The organism is Streptomyces sp. NBC_00247, assembly GCF_036188265.1.
Classification (GTDB): domain Bacteria; phylum Actinomycetota; class Actinomycetes; order Streptomycetales; family Streptomycetaceae; genus Streptomyces.
Window position 1 is genome coordinate 6,148,547 of sequence record NZ_CP108093.1, and the last position, 14,251, is coordinate 6,162,797.

At 70.9% G+C, this 14,251-nt stretch carries 11 protein-coding genes; 10 read left to right on the forward strand and 1 reads right to left on the reverse strand.

The annotated features are described in order from the left end of the window. Positions 1–11 precede the first annotated feature (11 nt). From hisS to rpsD, 4 genes are all read left to right on the forward strand, one after another. Positions 12–1,274 (forward strand): histidine--tRNA ligase, encoded by a 1,263-nt coding sequence (gene hisS, locus OHT52_RS26840; protein ID WP_328722751.1) that lies wholly within the window; start codon positions 12–14, stop codon positions 1,272–1,274. 335 nt (positions 1,275–1,609) lie between these two features. Then, positions 1,610–2,245, forward strand: coding sequence for a vitamin K epoxide reductase family protein (locus tag OHT52_RS26845; protein ID WP_328722752.1), 636 nt, complete (start codon positions 1,610–1,612; stop codon positions 2,243–2,245). A gap of 106 nt (positions 2,246–2,351) precedes the next feature. Then, complete coding sequence (locus tag OHT52_RS26850) at positions 2,352–3,728, forward strand: replication-associated recombination protein A (RefSeq protein WP_328722753.1); 1,377 nt, start codon at positions 2,352–2,354, stop codon at positions 3,726–3,728. A gap of 311 nt (positions 3,729–4,039) precedes the next feature. After that, positions 4,040–4,654 (forward strand): 30S ribosomal protein S4, encoded by a 615-nt coding sequence (rpsD, locus tag OHT52_RS26855; protein ID WP_018524225.1) that lies wholly within the window; start codon positions 4,040–4,042, stop codon positions 4,652–4,654. A gap of 19 nt (positions 4,655–4,673) precedes the next feature. On the opposite strand, the gene OHT52_RS26860 is transcribed toward rpsD, so the two are convergent. Then, entirely contained in the window at positions 4,674–6,890 is a 2,217-nt protein-coding gene (locus OHT52_RS26860; protein WP_328722754.1) for an ATP-binding protein, read from the reverse strand. A gap of 231 nt (positions 6,891–7,121) precedes the next feature. Between OHT52_RS26860 and OHT52_RS26865 the strand changes: the two genes are divergently transcribed. From OHT52_RS26865 to OHT52_RS26890, 6 genes are all read left to right on the forward strand, one after another. Then, a complete protein-coding gene (locus OHT52_RS26865; protein ID WP_328723910.1) occupies positions 7,122–7,568 on the forward strand; it encodes a DUF948 domain-containing protein in 447 nt (148 codons plus the stop codon). Between the two features lie 7 nt (positions 7,569–7,575). Continuing rightward, positions 7,576–7,932, forward strand: a complete 357-nt coding sequence (locus OHT52_RS26870) for a DUF6167 family protein (RefSeq protein ID WP_328722755.1) — start codon at positions 7,576–7,578, stop codon at positions 7,930–7,932. After that, positions 7,932–10,601 carry an alanine--tRNA ligase gene (alaS, locus tag OHT52_RS26875; RefSeq protein WP_328722756.1) on the forward strand — a complete coding sequence of 890 codons (2,670 nt, stop codon included), beginning with the start codon at positions 7,932–7,934 and terminating at the stop codon, positions 10,599–10,601. The genes OHT52_RS26870 and alaS overlap by 1 nt, the downstream gene beginning before the upstream one ends. Further along, positions 10,598–11,083 (forward strand): Holliday junction resolvase RuvX, encoded by a 486-nt coding sequence (ruvX, locus tag OHT52_RS26880; protein ID WP_328722757.1) that lies wholly within the window; start codon positions 10,598–10,600, stop codon positions 11,081–11,083. Before alaS ends, ruvX begins: the two co-directional genes overlap by 4 nt. Positions 11,084–11,183: 100 nt before the next feature. After that, positions 11,184–13,082 (forward strand): endolytic transglycosylase MltG, encoded by a 1,899-nt coding sequence (gene mltG / locus OHT52_RS26885; protein WP_328722758.1) that lies wholly within the window; start codon positions 11,184–11,186, stop codon positions 13,080–13,082. Continuing rightward, the gene (locus tag OHT52_RS26890) at positions 13,069–13,905 is read left to right on the forward strand and encodes a shikimate dehydrogenase (protein ID WP_328722759.1); all 837 of its coding nucleotides are present in this window, start codon (positions 13,069–13,071) and stop codon (positions 13,903–13,905) included. Before mltG ends, OHT52_RS26890 begins: the two co-directional genes overlap by 14 nt. Positions 13,906–14,251 lie beyond the last annotated feature (346 nt).

Consider the following 14,251-nt stretch of genomic DNA (forward strand, 5'->3'; position numbering starts at 1 on the left):
GACCTCTTCCTGTGAGTACTTTCCAGGCCCCCAAGGGCACCTACGACCTCATCCCGCCGGACTCCGCGAAGTTCCTGGCGGTCCGAGAGGCCATCTCCGCCCCGCTGCGCAGCTCCGGCTACGGCTACGTCGAGACCCCGGGCTTCGAGGACGTCAACCTCTTCGCCCGCGGCGTCGGTGAGTCCACCGACATCGTCACCAAGGAGATGTACACCCTCACCACCAAGGGCGGCGACGAGCTCGCGCTGCGCCCCGAGGGCACCGCCTCCGTGCTGCGCGCCGCGCTGGAGGCCAACCTCCACAAGGCCGGGAACCTGCCGGTCAAGCTCTGGTACTCCGGGTCGTACTACCGCTACGAACGTCCGCAGAAGGGCCGCTACCGCCACTTCTCGCAGGTCGGGGCCGAGGCCATCGGCGCCGAGGACCCGGTGCTCGACGCCGAGTTGATCATCCTGGCCGACCAGGCGTACCGCTCTCTGGGGCTGACAGGGTTCCGCATCCTGCTGAACTCGCTCGGCGACAAGGAGTGCCGTCCCGTCTTCCGTGAGGCGCTCCAGGACTTCCTGCGCGATCTCGACCTGGACGAGGAGACCCGCCGCCGCATCGAGATCAACCCGCTGCGGGTGCTCGACGACAAGCGGCCCGAGGTGCAGAAGCAGCTCGTCGGAGCCCCGAAGCTCGGCGACCACCTCTGCGACGCCTGCAAGGCGTACCACGAGGAGGTGCGCGGCCTGCTGACCGCCGCCGGGGTCCTGTACGAGGACGACGAGAAGCTCGTCCGCGGCCTCGACTACTACACCCGCACCACCTTCGAGTTCGTCCACGACGGTCTCGGCTCGCAGTCGGCCGTGGGCGGCGGCGGCCGGTACGACGGCCTCTCCGAGATGATCGGCGGCCCCGCGCTGCCGTCCGTCGGCTGGGCGCTGGGCGTGGACCGCACGGTGCTGGCGCTGGAGGCCGAAGGCATCGAGCTGGACATCCCCGCGGTCACCAGCGTGTACGCGGTGCCGCTCGGCGAGGAGGCCCGCAGGGTGCTCTTCGGCGTGGTGACCGCCCTGCGCAAGGACGGGATCGCCGCCGACTTCGCTTTCGGCGGCCGCGGCCTCAAGGGCGCGATGAAGAGCGCCAACCGCTCGGGGGCGCGGTACACGATCGTCGCCGGTGAACGCGACCTCGCCGAGGGCGCGGTCCAGCTCAAGGACATGGAGTCGGGCGAGCAGACGGCGGTGCCGCTGGACAAGATCGCCGAAGCGGTGCGCGCGCGCCTCGCCTGAGCGAGGCGGCGGAACCCCGCGGGTGCGCGAAGGGCGGCACGGCCGGACCGTGCCGCCCTTCGGCGTGTCCACGCCCCGACGCCGCCAAAGGTCAACGTCCCGCCTCGCCCGTCATCCCCCAGGGCGATACCGGTCCGCGTATTCGGGGAGGGGGGTGACGTTCCGATCCGCCCCCGTGGACACGTTCCGCCACGCCAGAGCCGCGAACCCCGCCCTTAACCACGGGAAAGGGCGCCCGGCCGTCGCACGTCCTTATGCGTATCGAACGGAAGACCCGAACGGTGGTACGGCAGAATGACCGTGCCCGGTCGGACACTCAGCGATGGAACGGCGATATGACGACTGCAGCGGTAGATCACCACTCCTCGACGCAGGCCGGGGACGGCGGTACACGCACCATCGGCAGCGGGCGTGCTCTCGCGCTGCTGCTGGTGATCACGGGAGCGGCCGGACTGCTGGCCGCCTGGGTCATCACCATCGACAAGTTCAAGCTCCTGGAAGACCCCAGCTTCACCCCCGGCTGCAGCCTGAACCCGGTGGTGGCCTGCGGCAACGTCATGAAGAGCGAGCAGGCCGCCGCCTTCGGGTTCCCGAACCCGATGATGGGGCTCGTCGCCTACCCGATCGTGATCGGCATCGGCATGGCCCTGCTCGCCGGAGCCCGGTTCCGCTCCTGGTACTGGCTCGGCCTCAACGCGGGCATGCTCTTCGGCGTCGGCTTCTGCACCTGGCTCCAGTACCAGTCGCTGTACAACATCAACTCGCTCTGCCTCTGGTGCTGCCTGGCCTGGGTCGCCACGATCTTCATGTTCTGCTACGTCACCATCCACAACGTGAAGCACCGCATCCTGCCCGCGCCGTCCTGGCTGCGCAGCGCCCTCACCGAGTTCCACTGGGCGCTCCCCGTGCTCTGGATCGGCATCATCGGCATGCTGATCCTGACCCGCTGGTGGGACTTCTGGACCAGCTGACCGGCGCCCGCACGGGCTGCGCGCGGGGGCATGGGTGGCCCGGGGGAGAGTGCTCCGGGCCACCGGTCCCGCCGCCCTGTCGGTGCGGTCGCTTAGGCTTCCTGACGTGGAGCCCGATCTTTTTACCGCAGCCGCCGAAGAACGCCAGGAGAAGGACCCGTCCAGCAGCCCCCTCGCTGTCCGGATGCGCCCCCGGGTCCTGGACGAGGTCCTCGGCCAGCAGCACCTGCTGAAGCAGGGCTCCCCGCTCCGCCGGCTCGTCGGCGAGGCCGGTGGCGGTCCGGCCGGCCCGTCCTCGGTGATCCTCTGGGGCCCTCCCGGCACCGGCAAGACCACCCTCGCGTACGTGGTCAGCAAGGCCACCAACAAGCGGTTCGTCGAACTCTCGGCGATCACCGCCGGCGTCAAGGAGGTCCGGGCCGTCATCGACGGTGCCCGCCGGGCGTCCGGCGGCTTCGGCAAGGAGACCGTCCTCTTCCTCGACGAGATCCACCGCTTCTCCAAGGCCCAGCAGGACTCCCTGCTCCCCGCCGTCGAGAACCGCTGGGTCACGCTGATCGCGGCGACCACCGAGAACCCCCATTTCTCCATCATCTCGCCGCTGCTGTCGCGCTCCCTGCTGCTCACCCTGGAATCCCTCACCGAGGACGACGTGCGCGCCCTGCTGCGCCGTTCTCTCACCGACGAACGTGGTCTCGGCGGTGCGGTGACGCTTCCCGAGGACGCGGAGGACCATCTGCTGCGCATCGCGGGGGGTGACGCCCGCCGCGCGCTCACCGCGCTGGAGGCCGCCGCCGGGGCCGCCCTGGCGAAGCACGAGGCGGAGATCACCCTCTCGACCGTCGAGGAGACGGTCGACCGGGCCGCCGTGCGGTACGACCGGGACGGCGACCAGCACTACGACGTGGCGAGCGCTCTGATCAAGTCGATCCGGGGCTCGGACGTGGACGCGGCGCTGCACTATCTGGCGCGCATGATCGAGGCGGGGGAGGACCCCCGGTTCATCGCCCGCCGGCTGATGATCTCGGCCAGCGAGGACATCGGTCTCGCCGACCCGACCGCCCTGCCGACGGCGGTCGCCGCCGCCCAGGCCGTCGCCCTGATCGGCTTCCCCGAAGCGGCCCTCACCCTCAGCCACGCCACCATCGCCCTGGCCCTCGCCCCCAAGTCGAACGCGGCGACCCTGGCGATCACGGCCGCCCGTGAAGACGTCCGCAAGGGCCTGGCCGGCCCGGTCCCGGCGCATCTGCGCGACGGCCACTACGCGGGCGCCGCCAAGCTGGGGCACGCCCAGGGATACGTCTACCCGCACGACGTCCCCGGCGGCATCGCCGCCCAGGAGTACGCCCCCGAGGCGGTCCGGGGGCGCCGGTACTACACCCCCACCCGGTACGGCGCCGAGGCCCGGTACGCCGACGTGGCGGACCGGGTCCGCGAGCGCCTCGGCCGCACGGACGGCGACGCCGGGGCGCGCGAGCGCTGACGCGCGGGGGTCCCTCGCGCGCGCGAGGCCGCCCGCGGACAGGGGTCACACCCGCCCCCGGTACGAGGAGCTCCGCGGAGCAGGTAGTCTGTAGACGAGTTCGTGTGCGTTCGGGTTGCTGACGGCATCCCGACGATCTTCAAGCCCGCTGGGACGCGGCTGACCACGATCAGATCGGCCTTCCGTCGCTTACGGCACCCTTCGTGCGTGCCGTCGCTGCTTCGTGACGTCCGTGATGTGTGTGGTGTTCCCAGGGTGAGACACGCGATCTCCCCACTGAGGTAAACCCCTACAACGGAGGTCTGGAGAACGTGCCTAACCAGTCGCGTCCCAAGGTCAAGAAGTCGCGTGCCCTCGGCATCGCTCTGACGCCCAAGGCTGTCAAGTACTTCGAAGCGCGTCCGTACCCGCCGGGCGAGCACGGCCGTGGCCGCAAGCAGAACTCGGACTACAAGGTCCGTCTGCTGGAGAAGCAGCGCCTGCGTGCGCAGTACGACATCAGCGAGCGCCAGATGGCGCGTGCCTACGACCGCGCCAAGAAGGCCGAAGGCAAGACCGGCGAGGCGCTGGTCGTCGAGCTGGAGCGCCGCCTCGACGCCCTGGTCCTGCGTTCGGGCATCGCCCGCACCATCTACCAGGCCCGTCAGATGGTCGTCCACGGCCACATCGAGGTCAACGGTGGCAAGGTCGACAAGCCGTCGTTCCGCGTGCGCCCCGACGACGTCGTCCAGGTCCGCGAGCGCAGCCGCTCCAAGGTCCCCTTCCAGGTGGCCCGCGAGGGTGGTTACGACACCGACGGTGAGACCCCGCGCTACCTCCAGGTGAACCTGAAGGCCCTGGCCTTCCGCCTGGACCGGGACCCGAACCGCAAGGAAATCCCGGTCATCTGCGACGAGCAGCTCGTCGTCGAGTACTACGCCCGCTGATCCAGGCGCAGCGCTCGCATCAGAGCTCGGGCCCGCCCCTCTCGGTCATCCGGGAGGCGGCGGGCCTTCGCGTTCCCCCCGGCGTCGGGAGACCCGCCGAGAAGTGGCCCTCCGGCGGAGGGGAACCGTCCGCGTGGCCCGGGTTCCCGTCGGCGAGCGCACGCCGGACCACGGTGTCGAGGTCCAGCAGGGTCCCGGCCCGCAGGGCGGCCCCGTAGGCGGCCTCCCCCAGCTCCGCGCGCGCCCGCTCGGCGCACTCCGCCCGCGGGGCGCCGTAGTGGACCGAGCCGAAGACCGGCACCCCCACGGACGGCCAGATCGCCGAAGCGGCCCCCTGGAGCACGGCGGCCTCCGTCGCGTCGCCCTCCACGACGGTCAGCAGCGCCAGCAACTCCAAACAGAGCACGCCGCCCAGCGGATCGTGGAAGCGGTGGCCGGTGGCCAGGGCCTCCAGGAGCATCCGGCGGCAGGGCCCGGTGCGGTCCTGCCGCAGCGCCACGAAGGCCAGGACGTACAGCGCGTACGCCCGGACCCAGCGCTCCCCGTGGTCGTCGCAGATCTCCTCGACCTCGCGGCAGTTCGCCGCGGCGCCCTCCAGGTCTCCCTGGAACACCCGCGACATGCCCAGTTCCACCTGGGCCATCAGCACGTTGCTGTTGAGCTCGCCCACCTCCCGGTAGCGTGCGAGCGCGTCCCGCAGCAACTCCTCCGCGCGCACCACGTCGTCGGTGACGAGGGCCAGACAGCCCGTCCGGTGCACCGCGTACGCGGCCGCCGCGTCGTCCCCGGACTGCTCCGCCCCCTCCCGGCATTCCTGGAGCGCGGAGATCGCGCCGACGGCGTCTCCCTGGAGCACCGCCACGTACCCGAGCACCCACTGCGCCTTCAGCCGCGACGGATCGTGGGTGGTCTCCTCGTCGAGCACGTGCTCCAGCCAGTACCGGCCTTCGGCCAGCCGCCCGCAGCCGACCCAGAAGTACCAGAGGGTTCCCGCCAGGTACTGCGCGAGGTGGACCTCGTCCGAAGACTCCATCGAGCACTCCATCGCCCTGCGGAGATTGGGGAGTTCGCACTCGACACGGACCGCCACCACCTCCTGCCGGGGGGAGAACCAGTCCAACTCGCACCAGGTGGCGAGCCCCAGGAACCAGTCCCGGTGCCGCCGCCGCAGGCGCTCCGCGTCCCCGGTGGCCGACAGCCACTGGGACCCGTACTCGCGGATCGTGTCCAGCAGCCGGTAGCGGGTGCCCGCGGGGGAGTCCTCGCGCAGTACCACGGACTGGGCGAGGAGCGCGTCCAGCACGTCCAGCACGGTGTCGGCCGGCAGGTCCGGACCGCCGCAGATGTACTCCGCGGCCTCCAGGTCGAACTGTCCGGCGAAGACCGAGAGCCGCGCCCAGAGCAGCCGCTCCGCGGGCGCGCACAGTTCATGGCTCCAGCCGATCGCCGTCCGCAGCGTCTGGTGGCGTGGCGGGGCGCTCCGGTTGCCACCCGTCAGGAGCCCGAACCGGTCGTCCAGTCGCTGGAGGATCTGTTCCGGCGCGAGCGCGCGCATCCGTCCGGCGGCGAGCTCCAGGGCGAGCGGAATCCCGTCGAGGCGCCGGCACAGCTCCCGGACGGTCTCCCGGACCGCGCCGGTGAGCGCGAAGCCGGGCCGTACCGCCCCCGCCCGGGCGGCGAACAGCTCCAGGGCGTCCTCGTCGCCCATCGGCGCGAGCGGGTGGAGCCGCTCGCCGTCCACCCACAAGGGGAGCCGGCCCGCCGCCAGGACCCGCAGCCGCGGCGCCCGGCGCAGCAGCTCCTGGACCAGGTCCGCGCATGCCTCGACATGCTGTTCGTACCCGTCGAGCACCAGCAGCACCTCACGGTCGGCGAGATGCTCCAGCAGGATCGTCCTGGGCGGTCTGCGGGTGTGGTCGGTCAGCCCCAGCGCGTCGACCACCGCGTGCACCAGCAGGTCGGGATCGCCGAGGCCGGCGAGGTCGGCGACCCCGACCCCATGGCAGTACCGTTTCTCCAGAAGCGAGGCGAGGCGCACCGCGCAGCGGGTCTTCCCGACACCGGCCACACCGACGACGGTGACCAGCCGGTTCTCCTCCAGCAGCACTTCGAGAGCGGCGAGATCGTCGTGGCGTCCGACGAAGGTGTTCAGCTCCGCGGGCAGCCCGCTGCGGCAAGGGGCGTGCCCGGAGCCCTGATCGTCGGGTTCGGGGGACCTGCCCGGAAGGCGTCGCATGAAACACGCAGAGTACTGACCCGGAAGCGCTGCGTACAAACTTCTCCGACGACCTGCCCCGGCCACGGGGTAATGCGGTACAGGGCGTGACGCCCGGCGCGATAGGCTCGTCGATACGACGACTGGCGGGGCGGCGGGCTCGTGCCCGGGCGCCGCGGCCGGTCCGGACGGTGACAGGCCCCCCTGGGGCGAGCGACAAGCAGGGAGCGGTGCACAGTGTCCGGTGGAGAGGTGGCCGGGATCCTGGTGGCCGTCTTCTGGGCGATCCTGGTCTCGTTCCTCGCCGTGGTGCTGGTGAGGCTGGCCCAGACGCTCAGGGCGACCACCAAGCTCGTGGCGGACGTGACCGAGCAGGCGGTACCGCTGCTCGCCGACGCCTCCGCGACCGTGCGCTCCGCGCAGACCCAGCTGGACAAGGTCGACGCCATCGCGTCGGACGTCCAGGAGGTCACCTCCAACGCCTCCGCCCTCTCCACCACCGTCGCGTCGACCTTCGGCGGCCCCCTGGTGAAGGTCGCGGCCTTCGGCTACGGCGTCCGTCAGGCCCTCGGCCGCAGGAGCGCACCGGAGCCCGCGCGGGAAAGCCGGGCCCCCCGCCGTACGGTGGTCGTCGGACGAACCGTGCCGTCCGCCCGCAAGAAGCGGAGCGGGCGCAGCTCCCGCGGACAGAAGGACTGAACCAGCGATGTTCCGCCGAACCTTCTGGTTCACCGCCGGCGCGGCCGCCGGCGTGTGGGCCACCACCAAGGTGAACCGCAAGATCAAGCGGCTCAGCCCCGAGAGCCTCGCGGCGCAGGCCGCGGACAAGGCGATCGAGACCGGTCACCGGCTCAAGGACTTCGCCCTCGACGTGCGTGAGGGCATGGTCCGGCGCGAGGCCGAACTCGGCGGAGCGCTGGGCCTGGACGCACCGGTCGACCCGGAGCTCCCCGTACGGCGCCACCGGGCCGTCGAAGCGGCCGGACCCGAGCACCGCGCGGACGAGGCCCCCCTGTACCGCACCCTCCCCTACAACTCGAACAACCGGAATGAGGACCACTGATGGAGTCGGCCGAAATTCGCCGTCGCTGGCTGAGCTTCTTCGAGGAGCGCGGTCACACCGTCGTCCCCTCGGCGTCGCTCATCGCGGACGACCCGACTCTGCTGCTGGTCAACGCGGGCATGGTGCCCTTCAAGCCGTACTTCCTCGGTGAGGCCAAGCCGCCCGCCCCCCGCGCCACCAGCGTGCAGAAGTGTGTCCGTACCCCGGACATCGAAGAGGTCGGCAAGACCACCCGCCACGGCACGTTCTTCCAGATGTGCGGCAACTTCTCCTTCGGCGACTACTTCAAGGAAGGCGCCATCAAGCACGCCTGGGAGCTGCTCACCGGCTCCCTGGCGGACGGCGGCTTCGGCCTGGAGCCGGAGAAGCTCTGGATCACCGTCTACCTCGACGACGACGAGGCGGAGACGATCTGGCGCGACGTGATCGGCGTGCCCTCCGAGCGCATCCAGCGCCTCGGCAAGAAGGACAACTTCTGGTCCATGGGCGTCCCCGGACCCTGCGGACCCTGCTCCGAGATCAACTACGACCGCGGCCCCGAGTTCGGTGTCGAGGGCGGCCCGGCCGTCAACGACGAGCGCTACGTGGAGATCTGGAACCTGGTCTTCATGCAGTACGAGCGCGGCGCCGGCGACGGCAAGGAGGACTTCCCGATCCTGGGAGACCTGCCGTCCAAGAACATCGACACCGGTCTCGGCCTCGAACGCCTCGCGATGATCCTGCAGGGCGTGCAGAACATGTACGAGACCGACACCCTGCGCGTCGTCATGGACAGGGCCACCGAGCTCACCGGCGTCCGCTACGGTGCCGCGCACACCACGGACGTCTCCATGCGCGTGGTCGCCGACCACATGCGCACCTCCGTCATGCTCATCGGCGACGGCGTCACCCCGGGCAACGAGGGCCGCGGCTACGTGTTGCGCCGCATCATGCGCCGCGCCATCCGCAACATGCGCCTCATGGGTGCCTCGGGCGCCGTGGTGCAGAAGCTCATCGACGTCGTCATCGACACGATGGGGCAGCAGTACCCGGAGCTCCTGACGGACCGCAAGCGCATCGAGACGGTCGCGCTCGCCGAGGAGACCGCCTTCCTGAAGGCCCTCAAGGGCGGCACCAACATCCTGGAGACCGCCGTCACCGAGACCAAGGCCGCCGGCGGCCGGGTCCTCGCCGGCGACAAGGCGTTCCTGCTCCACGACACCTGGGGCTTCCCGATCGACCTGACCCTGGAGATGGCCGCCGAGCAGGGCCTGGCCGTCGACGAGGACGGCTTCCGCCGCCTCATGCAGGAGCAGCGCGACAAGGCCAAGGCCGACGCCCGCGCCAAGAAGACCGGCCACGCCGACCTCTCCGCCTACCGCGAGGTGGCCGACACCGCCGGCGCCACGGAGTTCACCGGCTACACCACCACCACGGGCGAGTCCACCGTCGTCGGCCTCCTCGTCAACGGCGTGCCCTCGCCCGCCGCGACCGAAGGCGACGAGGTGGAGGTCGTCCTGGACCGCACCCCGTTCTACGCCGAGGGCGGCGGTCAGCTCGCCGACACCGGCCGCATCCGCCTCGACAGCGGTGCCGTCGTGGAGGTCCGCGACGTCCAGAAGCCGGTCCCCGGTGTCAGCGTGCACAAGGGCGTCGTCCAGGTCGGCGAGGTGACCGTGGGCTCCTCCGCGTACGCCACCATCGACATCACCCGCCGCCGGGCCATCGCCCGCGCCCACTCCGCCACCCACCTCACCCACCAGGCGCTGCGCGACGCGCTCGGCCCGACGGCCGCCCAGGCCGGTTCGGAGAACTCCCCGGGCCGCTTCCGCTTCGACTTCGGTTCGCCCGCCGCCGTTCCCGGCACGGTCCTCACCGACGTCGAGCAGAAGATCAACGAGGTCCTCTCCCGGGAACTCGACGTCCAGGCCGAGGTCATGTCCATCGACGAGGCCAAGAAGCAGGGTGCCATCGCCGAGTTCGGCGAGAAGTACGGCGAGCGGGTCCGGGTCGTCACCATCGGCGACTTCTCCAAGGAGCTGTGCGGCGGCACCCACGTCCACAACACCTCCCAGCTGGGCCTGGTGAAGCTGCTCGGCGAGTCCTCCATCGGGTCCGGCGTGCGTCGCATCGAGGCCCTGGTGGGCGTGGACGCGTACAACTTCCTCGCCAAGGAGCACACGGTCGTCGCCCAGCTCCAGGAGCTGGTCAAGGGCCGTTCCGAGGAGCTGCCGGAGAAGATCTCCGCCATGCTCGGCAAGTTGAAGGACGCCGAGAAGGAGATCGAGAAGTTCCGCGCGGAGAAGGTCCTCCAGGCCGCCGCCGGGCTGGTCGAGTCCGCCAAGGACGTACGCGGTGTGGCCCTGGTCACCGGTCAGGTGCCGGACGGCACCTCCGCCGACGACCTGCGCCGTCTGGTGCTCGACGTGCGCGGTCGCATCCAGGGCGGCCGGGCCGCCGTGGTGGCCCTCTTCACCACGGCCAACGGACGCCCGCTGACGGTCATCGCCACCAACGAGGCCGCCCGCGAGCGCGGTCTCAAGGCCGGCGACCTGGTGCGCACGGCTGCCAAGACCCTCGGTGGCGGTGGCGGCGGCAAGCCGGACGTCGCCCAGGGCGGCGGCCAGAACCCCGACGCCATCGGTGACGCCGTCGCCGCGGTCGAGCGCCTGGTCACCGAGACCGCATGACCGAGGAGAGTGCCCCGATGCGTCGCGGACGCAGGCTCGCGATCGACGTCGGGGACGCCCGGATCGGGGTCGCCTCGTGCGACCCCGACGGCATCCTGGCGACGCCGGTGGAGACCGTGCCGGGACGTGACGTCCCGGCCGCCCACCGGCGGCTCGGCCAGATCGTCGAGGAGTACGAGCCGATCGAGGTCGTCATCGGCCTCCCCCGGTCCCTGGGCGGCGGTGAGGGTCCCGCCGCCGCGAAGATCCGCGCCTTCGCCCAGGTGTTCGCCCGTGCGGTGCACCCGCTGCCGGTGCGGCTGGTGGACGAGCGGATGAGCACGGTGACGGCGACCCAGGGGCTGCGCGCCTCGGGCGTCCGGTCCAAGAAGGGGCGGTCCGTCATCGACCAGGCCGCCGCCGTGGTGATCCTGCAGAACGCGCTGGAGTCCGAACGGGCGTCAGGGCGTGCACCTGGCGAGGGCGTCGAAGTGGTGCTGTGATCGCGATACGGTAACGTTCCGCGCGATGCTGCGGTGTTCGAACAGCCCGCACGGCGAAGCGAAGAGACGGCAACGCGCGTCTCGCGGCTCTAGGGGATCGATGACTGAGTATGGCCGGGGCGCAGGCCCCGAACCGTGGCATCCCGAGGATCCCCTTCAGGGGGACCAAGGCTGGGCCGCCCAGGAAGCGTCGCAGGACCCGAATTCCTACGGTGGCCATCCGCAGGATCCCTACGCCCCGCAGCATCAGCAGCAGCCCTACCCGCAGGACCCGTACGCCCAGCACCAGCAGGGCTACGGCAACGCCCAGGACCCGTATGCCCAGCAGCAGTCCTACCCGCAGCAGGGTTACGGCAATCCCCAGGACCCCTACGGACATCAGCAGCAACACCAGCAGCACCAGCAGCAGCAACAACAGCACCAGCAGCAGTACCAGCAGCCCCAGGGCGGCTACGAGCAGCAGCAGTACGAGCAGCAGCAGCCCTACGGACAGCAGCAGTACGGGCAGCAGCCCGGCTACGACCAGGGCTGGGACACCGGTCAGCAGCCCGCCATGCCGTACGGCGCCCAGCCCCACGACCCGTACGGCTACCCGGCGGAGAACTACGGCGCCCCCGGTGACCAGTACGCCACCGCGGAGGCCTTCCCGCCGCCGCAGCCGCCCGGCCGCCGCACCGCGCCGGAACCCGAGGCCCAGCCCCCGTCGCAGACGGACTGGGACCCGGACGAGCCGGTGGAGGAGACGCACCCCTTCTTCACCGGCTCCGACACACCGGAGGAGCGCCGGAGCCGCGGCGGACGCGGCAAGAACCCCTCCGACGAGACGGACCGGGACTCCGACCCGGACGACGGCGCGGACTCCGAGTACGACGACGACCCGCGCTCCGGCCGGCGCGGCGGCCGGCCCAAGGGCAAGAAGAAGAGCCGCAACGGCTGCGCCTGCCTCGTCGTGTCGCTGGTCCTCGTCGGCGGCCTCGGCGGTGTGTCCTACTTCGGGTACAGCTACTGGAAGCAGCAGTTCGGCGCCCCCGAGGACTACGAGGGGATGGGCACCGGCCCGCAGGTCGAGGTCGAGATCCCCAAGAACGCGCTCGGCTACGACATCGCCAACAAGCTGAAGAAGCAAGGCGTCATCAAGTCCGTCGACGCCTTCGTCTCCGCGCAGAACTCCAACCCCAAGGGCAACTCGATCCAGGCGGGCGTCTACCTCCTCAACAAGGAGATGTCGGCGGCCAACGCGGTCAAGATGATGCTCGACCCGAAGAGCCAGAACGCCCTGGTGATCCCGGAGGGCACGCGGAACGCCAAGATCTACGAAATGATCGACCAGCGGATCGGTGTGGACGAGGGCACCACCAAGAAGGTCGCGCGGGAGAAGATCGCCGACCTCGGTCTGCCGGACTGGGCGACGAACCACCCTGATCTCAAGGACCCGCTGGAGGGCTTCCTCTTCCCCGCGGCCTATCCGGTGGCCAAGGGATCCAAGCCCGAGGACGCGCTGAAGCGGATGGTCGACCGCGCCAACGAGGAGTACGACAAGCTCGACCTCGCGGGCGCCGCCAAGAAGTACGACCTGGACGGCCCCTGGCAGGTGCTGACCGTGGCCAGCCTCGTCCAGGCGGAGGGCATCTCCCACGACGACTTCCGCAAGATGGCCGAAGTGGTCTACAACCGCTTGCAGCCGGACAACACGATCACCAACCGCAAGCTCGAATTCGACTCTGCGTTCAACTACCTGAAGAACCAGAGCAAGATCACGATCAGGTCGAGCGAGATCCGTACCAACCCGGACCTCTACAACACCTACTACCACACGGGCCTGCCGCCGGGTCCGATCAGCAACCCGGGGGACGAGGCGATCAGCGCGACCCTCCACCCGACCGCCGACGGATGGATGTTCTTCATCTCGCTCGACGGAAAGAAGACCGACTTCACCAAGACGGTGGAGGAGCACGAAGCGCTCAACGAGAAGTTCAAGGAACTCCATGGCCTTCAGTGAGGGACCCCGCCGCGCCGCGGTCCTCGGCTCCCCGATCGCGCACTCGCTCTCCCCGGTCCTGCACCGGGCCGCGTACGCCGAACTCGGCCTCGACCACTGGTCGTACGACCGCTTCGACGTGGACGAGGCGGGACTCCCCGGCTTCTTCGCCGGCCTGGACGCGACCTGGGCCGGGCTGTCGCTGACCATGCCGCTCAAGCGGGCGGTCATCCCGCTGCTCGACGGGATCAGCGACACCGCGGCCTCCGTCGAAGCCGTCAACACGGTCGTGTTCACGAAGGACGGCCGGCGGGTCGGGGACAACACCGACATCCCCGGGATGGTCGCGGCACTGCGCGAGCGAGGCGTCGACAAGGTGGAGTCGGCCGCCGTCCTCGGCGCGGGCGCGACCGCCTCCTCCGCGCTCGCCGCGCTCTCCCAGATCTGCGCGGGACCGGTCACCACCTATGTGCGCAGCCGTGCCCGGGCCGACGAGATGCGGGGCTGGGGCGAGCGCCTCGGCGTCGACGTCTTTGTCGCCGACTGGGCCGACGCCGCCGAGGCCTTCGCCGCCCCGCTCGTCGTCGCCACCACTCCGGCCGGCACCACGGACGCCCTCGCCGCGGCCGTCCCCGGGGTCCCCGGCACCCTCTTCGACGTGCTGTACGAGCCCTGGCCCACCGCGCTGGCCACCGCGTGGGCGGACCGGGGCGGGGCCGTGGTCGGCGGCGTCGACCTGCTGGTCCACCAGGCGGTCCTCCAGGTCGAGCAGATGACGGGCCGCTCGCCGGCGCCGCTGGCCGCGATGAGAGCGGCGGGAGAGGCAGCGCTCGCGGCACGCTGAAGGGCGCCGCGCCCGGCCGCGGGATCACCGGAGCACGACCTCGCGGGGGCCGGCGTACGGCGCCGACGACGGGACGGTCCTCATTCGTCCGCGACTCCTCGCCACTCCGCCTCCTTCGGTGCGGCCAGGTCGATCCGGACGGCGTGCGCCACGAACCACTCTGCGCACTACGGCCCCCGCTCCGGCGGGTCGGCCGGTTGCTGATCGGCGAGCAACATGCCCCGCCGGGCGTCCCGGTCCTCGGCGACCGTGCGGTCGCTGTGAAAGCCGTCCGGACCCGCACGGAACGTCCGTCTGCTGGACCGGGGCCGGCCCGGCCCTCAGGTCGTGGGAGGATCGGGGGCGG